The 19,329-nt window shown below is 61.0% G+C and carries 15 protein-coding genes and 2 pseudogenes; 15 read left to right on the forward strand and 2 right to left on the reverse strand.

The features are described 5' to 3' along the window. The first annotated feature begins 12 nt into the window (after nt 1-12). The 3 genes and pseudogenes from cysT to JN403_RS05445 all read left to right on the forward strand — a co-directional run bounded on the left by cysT (nt 13) and on the right by JN403_RS05445 (nt 2,711). Nucleotides 13-833, forward strand: a pseudogene (gene cysT, locus JN403_RS05435) (sulfate ABC transporter permease subunit CysT). 12 nt (nt 834-845) lie between these two features. Continuing rightward, complete coding sequence (cysW, locus tag JN403_RS05440; RefSeq protein ID WP_074890084.1) at nt 846-1,718, forward strand: sulfate ABC transporter permease subunit CysW; 873 nt, start codon at nt 846-848, stop codon at nt 1,716-1,718. Between the two features lie 3 nt (nt 1,719-1,721). Next, nucleotides 1,722-2,711 carry a sulfate ABC transporter ATP-binding protein gene (locus JN403_RS05445; protein WP_205485969.1) on the forward strand — a complete coding sequence of 330 codons (990 nt, stop codon included), beginning with the start codon at nt 1,722-1,724 and terminating at the stop codon, nt 2,709-2,711. Nucleotides 2,712-2,949: 238 nt separating this feature from the next. Here JN403_RS05445 and JN403_RS05450 read toward each other — a convergent pair whose 3' ends face one another. After that, entirely contained in the window at nt 2,950-3,486 is a 537-nt protein-coding gene (locus JN403_RS05450; RefSeq protein ID WP_205485971.1) for an Mpo1-like protein, read from the reverse strand. Between the two features lie 106 nt (nt 3,487-3,592). Between JN403_RS05450 and JN403_RS05455 the strand changes: the two genes are divergently transcribed. After that, nucleotides 3,593-4,303 carry a Crp/Fnr family transcriptional regulator gene (locus JN403_RS05455; RefSeq protein ID WP_205485973.1) on the forward strand — a complete coding sequence of 237 codons (711 nt, stop codon included), beginning with the start codon at nt 3,593-3,595 and terminating at the stop codon, nt 4,301-4,303. A 12-nt stretch (nt 4,304-4,315) separates the two neighbouring features. Here JN403_RS05455 and JN403_RS05460 read toward each other — a convergent pair whose 3' ends face one another. Next, the gene (locus tag JN403_RS05460; protein WP_205485975.1) at nt 4,316-5,323 is read right to left on the reverse strand and encodes an AraC family transcriptional regulator; all 1,008 of its coding nucleotides are present in this window, start codon (nt 5,321-5,323) and stop codon (nt 4,316-4,318) included. 110 nt (nt 5,324-5,433) lie between these two features. Here JN403_RS05460 and JN403_RS05465 point away from each other — a divergent pair, with 110 nt between their 5' ends. From JN403_RS05465 to JN403_RS05515, 11 genes and pseudogenes are all read left to right on the forward strand, one after another. Continuing rightward, a complete protein-coding gene (locus tag JN403_RS05465) occupies nt 5,434-6,504 on the forward strand; it encodes a fatty acid desaturase (protein ID WP_122536742.1) in 1,071 nt (356 codons plus the stop codon). A gap of 291 nt (nt 6,505-6,795) precedes the next feature. Next, a complete protein-coding gene (locus JN403_RS05470; protein ID WP_122624363.1) occupies nt 6,796-7,377 on the forward strand; it encodes an alpha/beta hydrolase in 582 nt (193 codons plus the stop codon). Nucleotides 7,378-7,511: 134 nt separating this feature from the next. Further along, nucleotides 7,512-8,327, forward strand: a pseudogene (locus tag JN403_RS05475) (sigma 54-interacting transcriptional regulator); the annotation flags it as partial. A 216-nt stretch (nt 8,328-8,543) separates the two neighbouring features. Beyond that, the gene (locus JN403_RS05480) at nt 8,544-9,332 is read left to right on the forward strand and encodes a MetQ/NlpA family ABC transporter substrate-binding protein (protein ID WP_172610077.1); all 789 of its coding nucleotides are present in this window, start codon (nt 8,544-8,546) and stop codon (nt 9,330-9,332) included. Nucleotides 9,333-9,637: 305 nt separating this feature from the next. Beyond that, entirely contained in the window at nt 9,638-10,531 is an 894-nt protein-coding gene (locus JN403_RS05485; protein WP_122624365.1) for a TauD/TfdA family dioxygenase, read from the forward strand. Nucleotides 10,532-10,584: 53 nt separating this feature from the next. Then, entirely contained in the window at nt 10,585-11,427 is an 843-nt protein-coding gene (locus tag JN403_RS05490) for an ABC transporter ATP-binding protein (protein ID WP_205487235.1), read from the forward strand. Next, nucleotides 11,427-12,332 carry an ABC transporter permease gene (locus tag JN403_RS05495; RefSeq protein ID WP_205487236.1) on the forward strand — a complete coding sequence of 302 codons (906 nt, stop codon included), beginning with the start codon at nt 11,427-11,429 and terminating at the stop codon, nt 12,330-12,332. Before JN403_RS05490 ends, JN403_RS05495 begins: the two co-directional genes overlap by 1 nt. Before the next feature lie 87 nt (nt 12,333-12,419). Continuing rightward, nucleotides 12,420-13,448 carry an ABC transporter substrate-binding protein gene (locus tag JN403_RS05500; protein ID WP_205485978.1) on the forward strand — a complete coding sequence of 343 codons (1,029 nt, stop codon included), beginning with the start codon at nt 12,420-12,422 and terminating at the stop codon, nt 13,446-13,448. 467 nt (nt 13,449-13,915) lie between these two features. Next, nucleotides 13,916-15,055, forward strand: coding sequence for an efflux RND transporter periplasmic adaptor subunit (locus JN403_RS05505; RefSeq protein ID WP_205485980.1), 1,140 nt, complete (start codon nt 13,916-13,918; stop codon nt 15,053-15,055). Next, complete coding sequence (locus JN403_RS05510; RefSeq protein WP_205485986.1) at nt 15,052-16,122, forward strand: efflux RND transporter periplasmic adaptor subunit; 1,071 nt, start codon at nt 15,052-15,054, stop codon at nt 16,120-16,122. Before JN403_RS05505 ends, JN403_RS05510 begins: the two co-directional genes overlap by 4 nt. Beyond that, nucleotides 16,119-19,241: an efflux RND transporter permease subunit gene (locus JN403_RS05515; RefSeq protein WP_205485988.1), complete on the forward strand. Its 3,123-nt coding sequence runs from the start codon at nt 16,119-16,121 to the stop codon at nt 19,239-19,241. The genes JN403_RS05510 and JN403_RS05515 overlap by 4 nt, the downstream gene beginning before the upstream one ends. The last annotated feature ends 88 nt before the right edge of the window (nt 19,242-19,329 follow it).

Consider the following 19,329-nt stretch of genomic DNA (forward strand, 5'->3'; position numbering starts at 1 on the left):
CCAAGGACTTTTATGTCGCGACGCATATCCCCCGTCATACCCGGCTTCGGGCTGACGCTGGGCTACACATTGGTGTACCTCAGTCTGATTGTGCTGATACCGCTTGCGGTCATGTTCATCCACGCGTCCCAGCTGAGCGCCGTTCAGTTCTGGAACATCGTCACGGCCCCTCGCGTGCTCGCAGCGCTCAGGCTGAGTTTCGGCACCGCGTTTTTCGCGGCGATCATCAACGGCGTCATCGGCACGCTGCTGGCCTGGGTGCTGGTGCGTTACACCTTCCCCGGTCGCAAGATCATCGACGCGATGATCGATCTGCCCTTCGCATTGCCCACCGCCGTGGCCGGTATTGCGCTAACCGCGCTGTACACGCCGACCGGTTTCATCGGCCAGTTCGCTGCCGACATGGGCATCAAGATCGCCTACACCCCGTTCGGCATCACCCTGGCGTTGACCTTCGTCACCTTGCCCTTTGTGGTGCGCACGGTTCAGCCGGTGCTGGCGGACATCCCCGGGAAGTCGAGGAAGCCGCGGCGTGCCTTGGCGCCAAACCCCTTCAGGTGTTTCGTCACATCCTCGTGCCGGCCTTGTTGCCTGCCTGGCTGACCGGCTTTGCGCTGGCCTTTGCCCGGGGTGTCGGGGAGTACGGCTCGGTGATTTTCATCGCCGGCAACATGCCGATGAAGACCGAAATTCTGCCGCTGCTGATCATGGTCAAGCTCGACCAGTACGACTACACCGGCGCCACGGCAATCGGCGTGATGATGCTGCTGGTGTCGTTCGTGCTGTTGCTGCTGATCAATCTGTTGCAGCGACGCATCGAAACCCCTAACTGAGGAGGCGCACCTATGTCTGATTCATCGCTCATTGCTGCGTCCTCCGCCAATGCTGCCCGTCGTGGCAGCGCGGTGTCGCGGCGCATTCTGATCGGCCTTGGCTGGTTGGTCTTCGCGTTCTTCCTGTTGCTGCCGTTGGTGGTGGTGATCGGCCAGGGCTTAAGCAACGGCCTCGGCGGATTCTTCGCGGCCATTCTGGAGCCCGACGCGCTGTCGGCCCTCAAGCTCACCGTGTTCGCGGTGCTGATTTCGGTGCCGCTCAACGTGGTCTTCGGCGTCGCCGCGGCCTGGTGCGTGAGCAAATACTCGTTCCGCGGCAAGGCGATTCTGGTCACGTTGATCGACCTGCCGTTCTCGGTCTCGCCAGTGATCGCCGGTTTGATTTACGTGCTGATGTTCGGCGCCCGTGGCGTGTTCGGCCCATGGCTTCAGGACCACGACATCCAGATCGTCTTCGCCCTGCCGGGCATCGTATTGGCGACCATCTTCGTGACCGTGCCGTTCGTGGCCCGCGAACTGATCCCGCTGATGCAGGAGCAGGGCACCCAGGAAGAAGAAGCGGCGCGCCTGCTGGGTGCCAATGGCTGGCAGATGTTCTGGCACGTAACCGTCCCCAACATCAAATGGGGCCTGATCTACGGCGTGGTGCTGTGTACCGCGCGGGCCATGGGTGAGTTCGGCGCGGTGTCTGTGGTCTCGGGCCACATTCGCGGCGTGACCAACACCTTGCCGCTGCATGTCGAGATTCTCTACAACGAGTACAACCACGTGGCTGCATTTGCCGTGGCGAGCCTGTTATTGATCCTTGCGCTGTTCATCCTGCTGCTCAAGCAGTGGAGCGAAGCGCGCATTAGCCGTCTGCGCAAAAACGCGGCGGAGGAATAATTCATGTCGATCGAAGTCCGTAACGTCAGCAAGAATTTCAACGCCTTCAAGGCCCTCGACGGCATCAGTCTGGATATCCGGAGTGGCGAGCTCGTGGCGCTGTTGGGCCCGTCCGGCTGTGGCAAGACCACACTGCTGCGCATCATTGCCGGGCTGGAAACGCCGGACAAAGGCAGCATCGTGTTCCACGGCGAGGATGTCTCCGGTCACGACGTGCGTGATCGCAACGTGGGTTTCGTGTTCCAGCACTACGCGCTGTTCCGCCACATGACGGTGTTCGACAACGTCGCCTTCGGCCTGCGCATGAAGCCGAAGAACCAGCGCCCGAACGAGAGCCAGATCGCCGTCAAAGTGCATGAACTGCTGAATATGGTGCAGCTGGACTGGCTGTCGGATCGTTATCCTGAGCAATTGTCGGGCGGTCAGCGTCAGCGGATTGCCCTGGCCCGTGCGTTGGCGGTTGAGCCCAAGGTATTGCTGCTGGACGAGCCGTTCGGCGCGCTGGATGCCAAGGTGCGCAAGGAGCTGCGTCGCTGGCTGGCGCGGCTGCACGAAGACATCAACCTGACCTCGGTATTCGTGACCCACGACCAGGAAGAAGCGATGGAAGTCGCGGACCGGATCGTGGTGATGAACAAGGGTGTGATCGAGCAGATCGGCTCGCCCGGCGATGTCTACGAGAACCCGGCCAGCGATTTTGTTTATCACTTTCTGGGTGATTCGAACCGCCTGCATCTGGGCGAAGACAACCACGTGTTGTTCCGCCCCCACGAGGTGTCGCTGTCCCGGCATGAAGTGGAAGGGCATCACGCGGCGGAAGTTCGGGACATCCGTCCGTTGGGCGCCACGACCCGTGTGACGCTGAAAGTCGAAGGACAGCCTGAGCTGATCGAAGCGGAAGTGGTGAAAGACCACGACAGCCTGACCGGACTGGCGCGGGGAGAAACGCTGTTCTTCAAGCCGAAGGTCTGGCAGAAGAGGGAGAGCATCTAGTCCGCTCTCTAATCAAATGGACAGCTCGGCCACCGCGCTGTCTGGGGGTAAATACACATCTTGTGGGAGCGAGCTTGCTCGCGACGAGGCCATTACATCCGCTAGATTTTCAGCGGCTGGAATCCAGCCTTCGTGAGCAAGGTGGAGCGCCACCCCGGTCACTCCCACATTTCTTCATCCGCAGGGACATCAGCGATGTCCTTCGACGATCGATCTGACTGGTTGTTAAAACACAGTTCTAAACCGCAGCCTTCTTCAAATCCCGCCGGTGCGTCTTGCCCACTCGCGCCTCGATGGCGTGCTGCAACTTCTTTCTCATTCCCAGCAGAAAAGCCGCTTCGGCGACGACAAACAGCGGGCCGATGATCAGGCCTGTGAGGTCGTCGACAAACGCGGGCTTGCGGCCCTCGTAATAATGGCCCACAAACTGAATCACCCAACCGAGTACGAACAACCCGACGCCTGCGCTGAGCCAGACCATGGTGCTCTGTTGCGCCAGGTTCGCGCCGAGCCACAGACACAGCGCGAGCAGGACACCCATCAGTACGCCGAAGAAGGCATCCAGCCGCAGGTAGAAAAGCGTCGCGGCCAGACTCACCAGCAAGGCGGGGGACACCCAAATCCCGCCGAGGGACCAGCTGGTCCAACCGGGGCGTGACAACAGCACGGCCACCGCAATCACGATCAGCGGAATGCCGACGAAGTGGGTGACGATATTGCGGGTGTCGCGGTGGTAGGCCGCGTACTGGCTGAGGTGATCGACGAGGTTTTTCATTGTTATTCCTCTATGGATGCGTGGATCATGCCGCTGATTTTTTCGGCTGAGCCCGCTGGACGGCTCAGCCTGCAACAAAAACGCCGGCTATAAAAAGGAGATTCACATGACGAATGGAACCCAATGGCGCTCATGGTTTATCAACGACCGATGGTTCCGCGATCTGCCTGCGCTGTTGCAGGATAGCTTGCTGACCGGCATGCGGCAGCGCCGGGTGACGCCCGGCAAATCGATCTTCCAGCGCGGTGATCCGGCGCCTGGCCTGTACGCGTTGCTCACGGGCTCGTTACGCATCAATCCCCTCAAACCGCAGCAAGCGGACATGCCCCCGGCAGAAGGCTATCGGCCGTTCTGGTTTGGCGAAGCCTCGTTGTTCGACGACCTGCCCGCGACCCACGATGTGTTCGCCCAGGGCGCGGTCATTCTCCTGCACATGTCCCATGCGCCACTCAAGCAACTGCTGACAGATCACCCGCCGTTGTGGCGCCATTTTCGCGAGCTGCTGGGGCGCAAGCTCGGGCTCGCCGTACCTGCCGTTGAAGACATCACCCTGATGCCCACTGAAGAGCGTGTGGCGTTTCGGCTGCTGATGCTGGCCGAAGCCTATGGCGAGATGGACCGATCCGTGCGCAGCGTGCCCCTCTCCGACATGGCATCCAATCGCTGCCTCGGGCTGAGCGGTGACGTGGTCGAGCGAGTGCTGAGAGAACTTGCCGAGCGGCAGATCGTGCGCCGCGATCATGACCTGATCCATGTGCTGGACATCGAATGGCTACGCGAGACGGCCCTTCATCGTCTGACCGGCGCAGATGCGTGATGGCATCACCGGTCAGCGGTTCAAGCCTTCGCGATACTGACTGGGCGTCATGCCGGTCCAGCGCTTGAACGCGCGGCTGAAACTGCTGGTGTCCGCGAAGCCGAGCAGATAGGCGACTTCGCTGAGCGAGCAACCCGGGTCGCGCATGTGTTGCAGCGCCAGATTCTGCCGGCACTGATTGAGCAGCAAATCGTAGCGGCAACCCTCGTCGGCCAAGTGGCGCTGGAGGCTGCGCAGGCTCAGGTGCAGCGTGTGGGCGATGTGCTCGGCTGACGGTTCGCCTTCCGGCAGTTGGGCCTCGATGGCGCCCCGGACCTTGCGCTCCCAGGTCAGTGCGCTGAGTTGCTCAAGGGTGCGGTTGAGCACAGCCTCGTTATGCTCGGCCAGCTCCGGATTGGCATCGTCCAGATGGCTGTCGAAATCGTCGCAGGCAAAGCTCAGCAGGTTGTCCGCTGCGCCGAAGAACAGCGGCGCACGGAAGACGTCATGCCAGGGCTGCGGGTCTTCAGGCTGTGGCCGCATCAGGTGCACGGCCAGCGGCGCGTAATGACGTCCCAGGCGGTTGCGGCAAGTGCGCACATAGATCGCGGCGAAAGCGTCCATGGCCTCATTGGCCGGCATCGGACTGCCGTCGGGCACGCGGAAGCGAAACTCGTAACGCTCGTCTACACGTTCAAAGCTCATGACCAGCGCGTCGCTGACCACCGGGTGATAACGCACGATGCGCTCGAACACCTCACGCAACGAGCCGCTGGCGACCAGCGCGTAACCGAGCGCATGGAAAGTCGTCGGGCTGACGAACCGTGACACCCGCAAGCCCAGCGCCGGATCGCCGCTGGCTTGCACGGCGAGTTCCCAAAAACGGGTGGTCACCGTCACCGGGTATCGCGCGTTGGGATCATCCATCAGTTGCGGATCCAGGCCCGCAGCCTGGCTCAGCGCGAGACTGTCGAGGCCAAGGGCATCGAGTTGCTTGCGCAGGGCGCGGGTCCAGCTGGCGAGGATGCTCGGCTCAGGCATACAGGTTGGCGCTTCCGGTCTACAGATTGGCGTTCACGGTCAGGCAGCATCCCGGCTTAAGCGGCACAGTGGTGCCACGTTTTTTCATCCTGAAACCGGAGAATGGAAGCATGCACGACACTTCTGCAAGTGCTGCCGGACTGAATGCACAACAACGATCAGCGCATATTCGCGCGGTGGTGTCCGCCCATGGCGCCGTGCTGCGAGAACGGTATCCAGTGCTGCGGCACCAGGACGCCATCGGCGCCGGCATTCTGTGTTTCGCACTCGCCGGCATGATCGGCAGCGCGGCGCTCTATCTCGGGGGTTACCTGGCCTGGTGGGCGTGTCTGCTGCTGAACGCGTTCTTCGCTTCGCTGACCCACGAGCTTGAACACGACCTGATCCACAGCATGTATTTCCGCAAGCAGCGCGTGCCCCACAACCTGATGCTGGCGCTGGTCTGGCTGGCGCGTCCGAGCACGATCAATCCCTGGATTCGTCGGCACCTGCACCTCAATCACCACAAGGTGTCCGGGACCGAGGCGGATATGGAAGAGCGCGCTATCACCAATGGCGAGCCGTGGGGCCTGGCGCGGCTGTTGATGGTGGGCGACAACGTCATGTCGTCGCTGATCCGCATGCTGCGGGCGAAAACCTGGGCGCATAAATTCAGCATTCTCAAGCGCACCCTTCGCGTTTATGCGCCGCTGGCGCTGCTCAACTGGGGCGCTTGGTACGTGTTTCTTGGCTTCCATGCCGCCAATGGTATTGCCGGCCTGATGGGCAGCTCGATTGACTGGTCGGCGAATACGCTGGCGGTCATGCACGTCATCGACGTCGCTGTCGTGGTGCTGGTTGGCCCGAACGTGCTGCGTACCTTCTGTCTGCATTTCGTCAGTTCGAACATGCATTACTACGGCGACGTCGAACTGGGGAATGTCATGCAGCAGACCCAAGTGCTCAATCCGTGGTGGATGTGGCCGATGCAGGCGTTCTGCTTCAACTTCGGCAGCACCCACGGTATTCATCACTTCGTGGTGAAGGAGCCGTTCTACATCCGCCAGATGACGGCGCCCGTTGCGCACAAGGTGATGGCCGAAATGGGGGTTCGCTTCAATGATTTCGGCACCTTCGGGCGGGCGAACCGGTTTGAACGGGTCGCCGAGAATGACCCGGTGCTCAAGCCTGCGCGGGGTTAATACCTGGCGACCCATTGCTCCAGTCTCGCCGGCTTGTGGAGAATTTCTCCGGATAAAAATTTCTGTAACAACCGCCCCTTAATCTCTGCTCATCCCCGGCGAGCTGGGGGCAGACAGCGTGATTCTCAGGGTCACCCCTTTAAGGCAGGGGGTGGCCCTCTTTTTGGGCCGTCCCCTGAAGTTGCGGCATATATTTTCGAGCTATTAATAAATAGCTTCTTATTCTTTTTCGAATATATGTCCGATCCCTATACTCGCCCCCATGAACGCAGCATGCAGGAGGCGAAGGCCATGCATAACGAATCGATCCGTTACCTGATCGTGCCAGGCTGGCAAGGATCTGCCGACGACCATTGGCAAACCCACTGGCAGAACAGCCTGCCCAACAGCGTGCGTGTGGAGCAGGCCGACTGGCTCAAGCCGCGCCGAGAAGATTGGGTGGGTGAGCTGCAACGCGTTATCGCGTCTGACAGCACGCCGGTGATTCTCATCGCCCACAGCCTGGGTTGCGTGACCGTCGCCCATTGGGCGCAGCTGGCGCCACTGGCGAGTCTGCGCCAGGTGCGCGGCGCCCTGCTGGTGGCCCCCGCCGACGTCGAACGGCCCAATTGCCCGCCTGCCATTCGTAATTTTGCGCCGATTCCCGAGCACCTGCTGCCGTTCCCGACCCAAGTCGTCAGCTCGGACAACGACTCAGCCGTCAGCGCGTTGCGCGCGATGGAAATGGCCCGCAACTGGGGCGCGGAAATCGGCATCCTCAGCGGCGCGGGTCATATCAACGTGAAGTCCGGCCATCAACGCTGGGAACAGGGTTTCGCTTACCTGTACCGGCTGCAAGGGCGCATCGAGCATTTCAACCGCCGCCGCGCATGACCACCGCGTTCGCGCCGGTTGTTGCGCCTGGGACCTCTTTTCTCACGATCACTTTCGCCGCAGTGAACCGACAGGCGCTGCGGCATTTTTTTAAAAACGCTTCGGTCAATGGATGGCCGGGGCGGGAGCCTGCCATGAGCCTTTCCGACATTTCGAGCAACCCGCTGTTGACCTTCCCTGATGCTGAAAAAAGCCCGCTGAGCATCCGCGCCAAGGCCTTGGTGTTCATCGATCCGCGATCGCGGCAATTGCGTGAAGAGATGGAGCTGCTGGCACCGCTGGACTTGCCGGTACTGATCCGCGGCGAATCCGGCACAGGCAAGGAATTGCTCGCGCGTCATATTCACCGTGGCAGCGACCGGGCCGGGTTATTCGTGTCAGTCAACTGCGGCGCCATCAGCTCGACCTACGCCGACGCCGAGCTGTTCGGTTACGCCGCTGGCGCCTACAGCGGGTCCGCCAGCAGTCGGGCAGGCTGGTTCGGCTCGGCAACGGGCGGCACGTTGTACCTGGATGAGATCGCCGATCTGCCCATGGCCATTCAGATAAAGTTGCTGGCCGCGCTGGAGAACCACGAAGTCACCCGCGTCGGCGCCACGCAGCCCAGCCAGGTGGACGTCAGGCTGGTCGCAGCGACCAGCATCGATCTGCGCCTGTCGGTCGCCGCCGGTAAATTCCACGAGCGTCTGTATCGCTACCTTAACGAAGGGCGCCTCGACCTGCCGGCGTTGCGCGAGCAGCCGGGCAATATCCTGCCGCTGGCTGAGTACTTCCTGGGGATTTACAGCCAGCGCTTCGGGTTCGAGATGCCGCTGATCAGCGAAGACGCGCAGCGGGTGCTCGAAGCTCATTACTGGCCGGGCAACACGCGGGAGCTGGAGAACGTCATCCACTTCGCGCTGCTGGTCAGCAGCGGCGCGGAGATCCTGCCCGAGCATTTGAATCTGCCTGTTCGCTGACGACGCTTCGGCCCTGGCGCCAAGCGGTGGGGTGGCAAAATGCTCACTGAGAACGAAAAAGCATAACCATCCGACTAAAAAGTATTGTCTCGGAATAAAAAATCTCGGTACTGTCCGCATCAGCCGCCACCCTGCCAAGGGCCGATCCCGCGGCAGACCGAAGACAAGTCGCCTACGAGGCGACCCGATTTCTATTAAGGACATCGCATGAAGAAGACGTTTTTGTTCACCGCACTGGCGGCTGCTCTCTCGCTGGGCATCAGCGCTGCTCAAGCGGCCGAGAAGCTTGTCGTGGGCGCCACCGCTGTTCCGCACGCCGAGATCCTTGAGCTGATCAAGCCTGAACTGGCCAAAGAAGGCGTGGACCTGCAGATCAAGGTCTTCACTGACTATGTGCAGCCCAACGTGCAACTGAACGAGAAGCGTCTGGACGCCAACTACTTCCAGACCAAGCCTTACCTGGACGGCTTCAACAAAGGCAAGGGCGCCACCCTGGTGACCGGCGTCGGCGTACACGTCGAACCGTTCGGCGGCTACTCGAAGAAGTGGAAGTCCATCGATCAGTTGCCTGAAGGCGCAACCGTTGCCATTCCGAACGAAGGCAGCAACGCCGGTCGCGCCCTGCTGCTGTTGCAGAAGAACGGCCTGATCACCCTGAAGGATCCGACCAACGCCTTGTCGACGCCGAAAGACATCGCTACCAACCCGAAGAAACTGAAATTCCGCGAGCTGGAATCGGCGCTGCTGCCGCGCGCGCTGGATCAGGTTGACCTGGATCTGATCAACACCAACTACGCGCTGGAAGCCAAGCTCAGCCCTAAAAAGGATGCGCTGATTCTGGAAGGTGCCGACTCGCCGTACGTGAACTACCTGGTGACCCGTACCGACAACGCCCATACCGACGCGATCGAGAAGCTGTCCAAGGCGTTGACCAGCCAGCAAGTCAAAGACTTCATCAACAAGAAGTATGACGGCGCGGTATTGCCGGCGTTCTGATGAAGGCCCGAACGCGCGATTACAGCGCGTTTATTGATAAAAACGCGCTTGCCCGCCGCTGTTCCCGCTCCGCTGACGCATCGTCATCGGGTGCAGGGAGTGGTGCCGGGCAAGCGCGTTTTTGCGTTCAAAGCTTATGGATCGTCAGCGTTCCCCGGCTTGCGACTGCGCTGATGACGATGATGGCCGACGGCCGTTCCTAGGTCGTTCGGCGCTATGCATATGCTCTAACGATATTTAAAATTCGCTTCTTATAGCTTTAAAGTCCTCCCTCCTCAGCCACACCTTTTGGAGTCGGAGTTCTCATGCCAGCAGCCTCCCACGCTTCTTCCGCGCAAGCGCCCGGTCAGCAGTTCGATGTGCGTCCATTCGCCGAAAAGGTGGGCGCGGAAATCGTCGGTCTGGATCTGTCCCGTCCGCTCAACGACGCTGATTTTGCCCGCGTGCACCAAGCGCATCTCGATTATCACGTTGTCGTTTTTCGCGATCAGCACATCACTCCACAGCAACAGATCGATTTCAGCCGCCGTTTTGGCGTTCTACAGATTCACGTGCTCAAGCAATTCCTGCTCGCCCATCATCCCGAGATTTTGATCGTCTCCAATATTGTCGAGAACGGTCAGCCGGTTGGGCTGGGCGATGCCGGCAAATACTGGCACTCGGACCTGTCCTACAAAGAACTGCCGAGCCTGGGCTCAATGCTCTACGCCCAGGAGCTGCCAAGCGAAGGCGGCGACACCCTGTTCGCTGACATGCACCTGGCCTGGGACACGCTGCCCGAGCATCTGCGCAAAGCCGTGGAAGGGCGCAACGCCGTGCACAGTTACACCTCGCGCTACAGCCATGGGCATAACGCCGATAACTGGCGCCCGACCCTCAGCGCTGAACAGTTGGCCCAGGTCGCGGTGGTCAGCCACCCGATCGTGCGTACCCACCCGGAAAACGGGCGCAAGGCGCTGTTTGTCAGCGAAGGCTTTACGACCCACATCGTCGGCCTGCCGGAAGACGAGAGTCAGGCGATTCTGACTGAGCTGTACGCCCACAGCGTTCGTCCGGAAGGCGTTTACCGCCACAAGTGGCAGGAGAACGACATGGTGTTCTGGGACAACCGTTCGCTGATTCATCTGGCCGGTGGCACGCCCGATCATCTGCGCCGTCGCCTGCACCGCACCACCATTCAGGGCGATGCGCCGTTCTGATTCAGGAGAGCTCCATGAACGCTGTTCTGCAAAGCCACACGGCTAGCGATCGCTTGAACGCGCACCAGGCCAATCAGCCCACCGCTGAACCGCTGCTGCAAGTACAGGGCGTCAGCCTTGAATACCGCACGCCGGAACGCGTGGTGCGGGCCACCCATCAAGTCAGTTTTGAAATCGATCCTGCCGACCGTTTTGTCCTGCTTGGCCCGTCGGGCTGCGGCAAGTCAACGCTGCTCAAGGCCGTGGCCGGGTTCATTCAGCCCAGCGAAGGGCAGATTCGTCTGGCCGGCCAGGAGGTAAAGGAGCCGGGGCCGGACAGAATTGTGGTGTTTCAGGAATTCGACCAGTTGCCGCCATGGAAGACGGTGATCCAGAACGTCATGTTTCCGCTGCTGGCTTCTCGCACCCTTAAGCGTCGCGAAGCCGAGGAGCGTGCGCGGTATTACCTGGAGAAAGTCGGCCTGAGCGCTTTCGCCGATGCGTATCCGCACACCTTGTCCGGCGGCATGAAGGCGCGCGTGGCGATTGCCCGGGCGCTGGCGATGCAACCCAAGATCCTGCTCATGGACGAGCCCTTCGCCGCGCTTGATGCGTTGACTCGCCGCAAGATGCAGGAAGAGCTGCTGGAGCTGTGGGAAGAGGTGCGCTTTACGCTGCTGTTCGTGACCCACTCCATCGAGGAAGCGCTGGTGGTGGGCAACCGGATTCTGCTGCTCTCGCCCCATCCTGGCCGCGTGCGCGCCGAGATCAACAGCCATCAGTACAACTTGAAGAGCCTCGGCGGCGTCGAGTTTCAGGCGTCTGCGCAGCGCATTCACCGGCTGCTGTTCGACGAGGGCGAAGCGCCTGCGGTCGAGCCGGATCTGCGGTTTCAGGATGTTCGTATTGCCTACTGATCGCGGTTCGCCGAGCTGCCCCATCAAGAGATTGCACCCATGAGCCTTTCACCCCTCTGCGGGAAGAATACGAAGTCGTGCTGGAGCCTTTCACTCAGGAAGACCTGGCCCGCGACATTCCCCTCGCGCAACGCATCTGGCAGGTCAGCTGGGTGCGCAAGGCCGTCATCCTCGTCGCCCTGGCAATCATCTGGGAAATCGCCGCGCGCATTCAGGGCAACGACCTGCTGCTGCCGAGCTTTCTGCAAACCGCTTCGGCGTTTATCGACGGCATCGCCAGCGGCGAATTGCTGACCAAGGTCTGGATTTCCCTGACGGTCCTGGTCAAGGGCTACCTGATCGGCATCGTCCTGGCGTTCGGCCTGACCACGCTGGCGGTGTCGACCCAACTGGGTCGCGACCTGCTCGGCACCCTGACGGCGATGTTCAACCCGTTGCCGGCCATCGCGCTGCTGCCGCTGTCGCTGCTGTGGTTTGGCCTGGGTGAGAACAGCCTGATTTTCGTGCTGGTGCACTCCGTGCTCTGGGCGTTGGCATTGAACACGTACGCGGGGTTTCTCGGCGTCTCTGAAACCCAGCGCATGGCCGGGCGCAACTATGGCCTCAAGGGCCTGCGGTTCGTCTGGTACATCCTGATCCCCGCTGCGCTGCCGTCGATTCTTGCTGGCCTGAAGATCGGCTGGGCGTTTGCCTGGCGAACCCTCATCGCCGCAGAACTGGTGTTTGGTGCGTCTTCGGGCAAGGGCGGTCTGGGCTGGTACATCTTTCAGAACCGCAACGAGCTGTACACCGACAAGGTGTTCGCGGGTCTGGCGGCGGTGATCATCATCGGTCTGCTGGTGGAAAACCTGCTGTTCAGCAACGTCGAGCGCCTGACCGTGAAGCGGTGGGGCATGCAGCGTTGATCTGCTTTATCAAACGAACACTCCGCCTTGTGGCCGCTTGATAGGCAATGAGGCTGTCACCCCTTTCGCCGTCATCGTGAGAAATGTATGAATTTTCCAAAGAGAGTTGCACCGTTCAAGCGCCCGACACTGACCACGCTCGCCGCCGCACTGGGGCTGGCCTTGTTGAGCAACGGCGCTCACGCTGAAGGCAAGATCAGCATCGCCCAGCAGTTCGGTATCGGTTATCTGATTCTGGACGTCGTTCAGCAGCAGAAGCTGATCGAGAAGCACGGCAAGGAGCAGGGCCTGGACATCAAGGTCGACTGGAACAGCATTTCCGGCGCCACCGCGATGAATGAAGCCCTGCTGGCTGGCGCGCTGGACGTGGTGTCGGCGGGCGTACCGCCGATGCTGACCATTTGGGACCGGACTAAGGGCAAGCAGAACGTCAAGGCCATCGCCTCGCTGGGCTCGATGCCCAATTACCTGCTCAGCAGCAACCCCAACGTGAAAACCCTCAACGACTTCACTGAAAAGGACCGCATCGCGGTGCCGGCAGCGGGCGTGGGGTTCCAGTCGCGCACCTTGCAGATCGAAACCGCCAAGCTGTTCGGGAACGACAATTTCAAGAAATTCGACAACATTTCGGTCAGCTTGCCGCACCCGGATGCTACGTCGGCGTTGATTGCCGGCGGTTCGGAGATCAGCGCGCACTTCTCCAGTCCGCCGTTCCAGTACCAGGAGCTGGAAAACCCCAAGGTGCATAAAGTGCTGAGTTCGTATGACGTGCTGGGTGGCCAGGCGACGTTCAACGTGCTCTACACCACCCAGAAATTCCACGACGAAAACCCGAAGACCTACAAGGCGTTCTACGACGCGCTGGCCGAGGCCGAGAAGATCATCAAGGCCGATAAGCCTGCGGCGGCGAAGACCTACATCGACGTCGAGAAATCGAAACTGCCGTTGCCGCTGGTGGAGAAAATCGTCTCCGACCCGGAAATCGACTTCACCGTCGTGCCCCAGCGCACGTTCATCTACGCCGAAAAGCTCCACGAGCTGGGTGTGCTGAAAAACAAGGCTGACAGCTGGAAGGACTTCTTCTTCGAAGAAGCCCACGGTGGTGCGGGCAGTTGACCCTCAACGTTGGTCGGGCTGTCTAGACCGGCCAGCGAATGAAGGCGGTGTGTCAGCTACACCGCCTTCGCGACCGTCGTAACCTCCGATTGCTCCTACAGGGATTTGCGCCCGACGCAGATGTCGGCTACGCCACAAATTGTAGGAGTGAGCTTGCTCGCGATTGCGGTGTGTCAGCCAACATTCATGTCAAAGACCCGCCGCTTTCGCGACCGTCGTAACCTCCGATTGCTCCTACAGGGGATTTGTGTCCGATCCAGATGTTGGGCGCAGCGCAAGATTGTAGGAGCGAGCCTGCTCGCGAATGCATTGTGTCAGTCACCGCTACGGCATACATTGCGGCAGCGTTTAGCGCACCCATATCGGTGTGCGCCAAGGAACCCTGATGTAAGCTCACAGTCGCATGATCACATCGCTACGGCGTCCGGCGGCGCGGTGTCGCAACGGCATTGGCACAAGGAGCTTGCATGCCCGCCCAACCCCTCTTTTTTCATGGTCGTGTGACCGTCCTCTCCCTCGGTCTGTGCCTGGCCATTCTTGCTGGCTGTGAGAAGGAAAAGCCCCAGGAACCGGTGCGCGCACGCGTGCAGGCGCAGGAGGTCAAGACGGCCGATTTCGCCGCAGACGTGGCGCTGACCGGCGATGTTCAGGCGCGGGTGCAGACGCAACTTTCGTTCCGCGTGGGTGGCAAGATCATTCAGCGGTCGGTGGATGTCGGCGATCGGGTGTCGGCCAAACAAGTGCTGGCCAAGCTCGACCCCAAAGACCTGCAGACCAACGTCGACTCGGCCATCGCTGCCGTCGCCGCCGAGCAGGCCCGCGTTAGGCAAACCTCCGCTGCTTTCGTGCGTCAGGAAAGGCTCTTGCCCAAGGGCTACACCAGCCGCAGTGAGTACGACTCGGCACAGGCGCAATTGCACAGTAGCCAGAGCGCGCTCAAAGCCGCCCAGGCGCAACTGGCCAATGCCCGCGAGCAACTGAGTTACACCGCCTTGATCGCCGATGCGCCGGGCATCATTACCGCGCGGCAGGCCGAAGTCGGCCAGGTCGTGCAACCGACGGCACCGATCTTCAGCCTGGCCCGTGACGGCGAACGCGATGCCGTGTTCAACGTTTACGAATCGCTTTTTGTTAACCCGCCCACCGACCAGCCGGTTGAAGTCACGTTGCTGGACAACCCCAAGGTCAAGGCCGTCGGTAAAGTCCGCGAAGTCACCCCGGCCGTGTCGGCGCAGACGGGCACGCTGCAAGTGAAAATCGCGCTCGCCTCACTGCCGCCGGGCATGGACCTGGGTTCGGTGGTCAGTGCCTCCCTGAGCGTGCCGGCCAAAACCAGCGTCGAGCTGCCATGGTCTGCATTGACCAAAGGCCTGGGCGATCAGCTCGGCAAGCCGGCGGTATGGGTGGTCGATGGCAACAACAAGGTCAGCCTGCGCGGCGTCACGGTTGGGCGCTATCTGACAGGCAAGGTGATCATCGTCGACGGTTTGAAGAATGGTGAAAAAGTGGTCGTTGCCGGTAACCAGTTGCTCCACCCGGACATGCAGGTGGAACTCGCCGATGTGTACACCGATCTCTCGAAACAGCCGTCGGGAGCCAAGCAATGAAGCGCCTGTCGGGAATCGTGTTGATCGGTCTGCTATTGAGCGCGTGCAGCAAGGAAGAGCCGCCGCCGGAACCGGTTCGGCCGGTCCTGTTCATCGAGGTGAAGCCACAGGCGCAGGAAAACCTGGGTCGCTTTGCCGGCAACATTGCCGCGCGCTATGAAAGCACCCTGGGCTTTCGCGTATCGGGACGCATCGCCCAGCGCAGCGTCGATGTCGGCGCGCAGGTGAAGAAGGGCGACATGCTCGCCGTGCTCGACCCGACTGACCAACAGAATCAGGTGCGCTCGACCCAGGGCGATCTGGCCCGGGTCGAAGCCCAGCTGATCAACGCCCAGGCCAACGCCCGTCGCCAACAAGAGCTGTTCGATCGCGGTGTTGGCGCCCAGGCCGCGCTGGATGTCGCGGTCACTGACCTGAAAACCACCCAGTCGTCCTACGATCAGGCCAAGGCCGCGATGCAACAGGCTAAAGACCAGCTGAGCTACAGCGAGTTGCGCGCCGATCACGATGCCGTCGTCACCGAATGGAAAGTCGAGGCCGGCCAGGTAGTCAGCGCAGGTGAGCAGGTGGTGACGCTGGCGCGCCCTGACATCAAGGAGGCAGTCATTGACCTGCCGGCGCAACTGGGTGAGCAACTGCCCAGCGACGTTGTGTTTACAGTCGCCAGCCAGCTGGAGCCGGAGATCAACACCACCGCGACGGTACGCGAACTCGAGCCCCAGGCCGAAAGCACCACCCGCACCCGTCGCGCACGTTTGACCTTGGCGGATACGCCGGCGGCCTTCCGTTTGGGTACGGCGATCAGTGTGACCCTCAGCTCGGCGATCAAGCCGCGCATCGAGCTGCCCGCCACGGCCGTGCAGGAAGCCGACGGCAAGACGCAGATCTGGATCATCGACATGCAAAACCAGACAGTCTCGCCACGCGGGGTCAATATCGTTAGCCGCAGCAATGGGTCGGTGGTTCTGGACGGCGGCGTCAACAACGGCGATCGCGTGGTAACCGCCGGGGTCAACAGCCTCAAGCCGGGGCAGAAAATCAAAGTCGATAAGGAAAGCCCGCGATGAAAGGGACGTTCAACCTCTCCGATTGGGCAATCAAGCATCAGTCTTTCGTTTGGTACCTGATGTTCGTCGGCCTGCTGATGGGCGTGTTTTCCTACATGAATCTGGGCCGCGAAGAAGACCCTTCGTTCACCATCAAGACCATGGTCATACAAACCCGCTGGCCGGGCGCCACCGTGGACGAAACCCTGGAGCAGGTCACCGACCGCATCGAGAAAAAGCTCGAAGAACTCGACTCCCTCGACTATGTGAAGAGCTACACCCGGCCGGGCGAGTCCACGGTCTTCGTTTACCTGCGCGACACCACCAGCGCCGGGGCCATACCCGACATCTGGTATCAGGTGCGCAAGAAGATCGACGATATTCGCGGGCAGTTCCCTCAAGGCCTGCAAGGGCCGGCGTTCAACGACGAGTTCGGTGACGTTTACGGTTCGATCTACGCCTTCACCTCCGACGGCCTGACCCTGCGCCAGTTGCGCGACTACGTGGAGCAAGTGCGCGTCCAGATCCGCGACGTGCCGGGCCTGGGCAAAGTCGAGATGATCGGCGAGCAGGATGAAGTGCTGTACCTGAACTTCTCCACCCGCAAACTGGCGGCCTTGGGACTTGATCAGCGTCAGGTCGTGCAGAGCCTGCAATCGCAGAACACCGTGACGCCCGCCGGGGTCATTGAAGCCGGGCCTGAGCGAATTTCAGTGCGCACCTCCGGCCAGTTCGCGTCGGAAAAAGACCTCGAGAACGTCAACCTGCGCCTCAACGATCGCTTCTATCGCTTGAGCGATATTGCCGAAATCACGCGTGGCTACGCCGATCCGCCCAAGCCGCTGTTCCGCTTCGACGGCAAGCCCGCCATCGGCCTGGCGATCGCCATGAAGAAAGGCGGCAACGTTCAGGAGTTCGGCAAGCAGCTGCATGAACGCATGAGCGCCGCGACCGCGGACCTGCCGATCGGCGTCGGCGTTCATGTGGTGTCCGATCAGGCGCAGGTGGTCGAGAAGGCCGTTGGCGGTTTCACCAGCGCGCTGTTCGAGGCCGTGGTGATCGTGTTGATCGTGAGCTTCATCAGCCTCGGCATGCGCGCGGGGCTGGTGGTTGCCTGCTCGATCCCGCTGGTGCTGGCGATGGTCTTTGTGTTCATGGAATACAGCGGCATCACCATGCAGCGTATTTCCCTGGGCGCCCTGATCATTGCCCTCGGCCTGTTGGTCGATGACGCGATGATCACGGTGGAGATGATGGTATCGCGCCTCGAAAAAGGCGACACCAAAGCCCAGGCCGCGACCTATGCCTATACCTCGACGGCCTTCCCGATGCTCACCGGTACGCTGGTGACGGTCGCGGGCTTCGTGCCGATCGGCCTCAACGCCAGTTCGGCAGGGGAATACACCTTCACCCTGTTCGCCGTGATTGCCGTCGCCATGTTGGTCTCGTGGGTCGTTGCCGTGTTGTTTGCGCCGGTGATCGGCGTGCATATTCTCAGCGAGAACGTGAAGAAGCACGACGAGAACGCCAAGCCCGGACGCATCGCAAGAGCCTTCAACGGATCAATGTTCTGGGCCATGCGCCATCGCTGGCTGACCATCATCATCACGATCTTGCTGTTTGCCACGTCGCTGTTCTGCATGCGCTTTGTACAGAACCAGTTCTTCCCTTCATCGGACCGCCCCGAGATTCTGGTCGACCTCAATCTGCCTCAAAACGCCTCGATCAACGAGACGCGCCGCGCGGTGGATAAGCTCGAAGCTTCCCTCAAGGACGATCCGGACATCGTCAGCTGGAGCACGTACATCGGCGAAGGCGCGGTGCGTTTCTACCTGCCGCTGGATCAGCAGTTGGAAAACCCTTACTACGCGCAGTTGGTGATCGTCAGCAAAGGGCTGGAAGAGCGCGGCGCGTTGACCGAGCGTTTGAAAAAGCGCCTGCGTGATGAATTCGTCGGCATTGGCACTTACGTGCAGGCGCTGGAAATGGGGCCGCCGGTAGGGCGTCCGATTCAGTACCGGGTCAGCGGCGACAACATTGACCAAGTCCGCCAGCACGCCATCGAACTCGCTACCCTGCTCGACAAGAATCAACACATCGGCGAAATGATTTACGACTGGAACGAGCCGGGTAAAGTCCTGCGTATCGACATCAATCAGGACAAGGCGCGGCAGTTGGGGTTGTCGTCCGAGGACGTTGCGCAACTGATGAACAGCATCGTGACCGGCTCGGCAGTGACCCAGGTGCGCGACGACATCTACCTGATCAACGTCGTCGGGCGTGCGGTGGATTCCGAGCGCGGGTCGCCGGAAACCCTGCAGAACCTGCAAATCGTCACGCCCCAGGGCACCTCGATTCCGCTGCTGGCCTTCGCTAATGTGCGTTATGAGCTGGAGCAGCCGCTGGTGTGGCGTCGTGATCGCAAACCGACGATTACGCTCAAGGCCGCAGTACGCGATGAGATGCAGCCGACCGACCTGGTCAAGGAGCTCAAGCCCGAGATCGACAAGTTCGCCGCCGGTCTGCCGGTGGGCTACAAGATCGCTACCGGCGGTACGGTGGAGGAGAGCGGCAAGGCCCAAGGGCCGATTGCCAAGGTCGTGCCGTTGATGATCTTCCTGATGGCGACATTCCTGATGATCCAGCTGCACAGCGTGCAAAAGATGTTCATCGTCGCCAGTGTCGCGCCGTTGGGATTGATCGGCGTGGTGCTCGCGCTGGTGCCGACCGGGACGCCCATGGGCTTTGTGGCGATCCTCGGGATTCTTGCACTGATCGGCATCATCATCCGCAACTCGGTGATTCTGGTGACGCAGATCCACGAATACGAGGTGGCCGGTTATCTGCCGTGGGACGCGGTGGCGGAAGCGACTGAACACCGTCGTCGACCGATCCTGCTGACCGCCGCGGCGGCGAGCCTGGGCATGATCCCCATTGCCCGCGAAGTGTTCTGGGGGCCGATGGCCTACGCGATGATCGGCGGGATCATCATCGCGACCTTGCTGACGCTGTTGTTCCTGCCGGCGCTGTACGTGGCCTGGTACAAGATCAAGGAGCCGAGTGACGAGGAGCGCCAGAAAGCTAAGCAAGAGAAGGCTGAACAAGAGAACGCGGGCGAGGAGGCTCCAGACCAGCCGTGATTTAGGATCGGTCTGACAGACACTCGTCTGTCCCTGCCTTACTGTGCCCCGCTGAATCGCTTCGCGGGGCTCGGCATGTCTTTTTCTC

Source organism: Pseudomonas sp. 15A4 (assembly GCF_016925575.1).
Classification (GTDB): domain Bacteria; phylum Pseudomonadota; class Gammaproteobacteria; order Pseudomonadales; family Pseudomonadaceae; genus Aquipseudomonas.

Excerpts from the sequence above, each read along its gene's own strand:
- cysW (WP_074890084.1), top strand. The coding sequence starts at position 846 with ATGTCTGATTCATCGCTCATTGCTGCGTCCTCCGCCAATGCTGCCCGT.
- JN403_RS05445 (WP_205485969.1), top strand. The coding sequence starts at position 1,722 with ATGTCGATCGAAGTCCGTAACGTCAGCAAGAATTTCAACGCCTTCAAG.
- JN403_RS05450 (WP_205485971.1), bottom strand. The coding sequence starts at position 3,486 with ATGAAAAACCTCGTCGATCACCTCAGCCAGTACGCGGCCTACCACCGC.
- JN403_RS05455 (WP_205485973.1), top strand. The coding sequence starts at position 3,593 with ATGACGAATGGAACCCAATGGCGCTCATGGTTTATCAACGACCGATGG.
- JN403_RS05460 (WP_205485975.1), bottom strand. The coding sequence starts at position 5,323 with ATGCCTGAGCCGAGCATCCTCGCCAGCTGGACCCGCGCCCTGCGCAAG.
- JN403_RS05465 (WP_122536742.1), top strand. The coding sequence starts at position 5,434 with ATGCACGACACTTCTGCAAGTGCTGCCGGACTGAATGCACAACAACGA.
- JN403_RS05470 (WP_122624363.1), top strand. The coding sequence starts at position 6,796 with ATGCATAACGAATCGATCCGTTACCTGATCGTGCCAGGCTGGCAAGGA.
- JN403_RS05480 (WP_172610077.1), top strand. The coding sequence starts at position 8,544 with ATGAAGAAGACGTTTTTGTTCACCGCACTGGCGGCTGCTCTCTCGCTG.
- JN403_RS05485 (WP_122624365.1), top strand. The coding sequence starts at position 9,638 with ATGCCAGCAGCCTCCCACGCTTCTTCCGCGCAAGCGCCCGGTCAGCAG.
- JN403_RS05500 (WP_205485978.1), top strand. The coding sequence starts at position 12,420 with ATGAATTTTCCAAAGAGAGTTGCACCGTTCAAGCGCCCGACACTGACC.
- JN403_RS05505 (WP_205485980.1), top strand. The coding sequence starts at position 13,916 with ATGCCCGCCCAACCCCTCTTTTTTCATGGTCGTGTGACCGTCCTCTCC.
- JN403_RS05510 (WP_205485986.1), top strand. The coding sequence starts at position 15,052 with ATGAAGCGCCTGTCGGGAATCGTGTTGATCGGTCTGCTATTGAGCGCG.
- JN403_RS05515 (WP_205485988.1), top strand. The coding sequence starts at position 16,119 with ATGAAAGGGACGTTCAACCTCTCCGATTGGGCAATCAAGCATCAGTCT.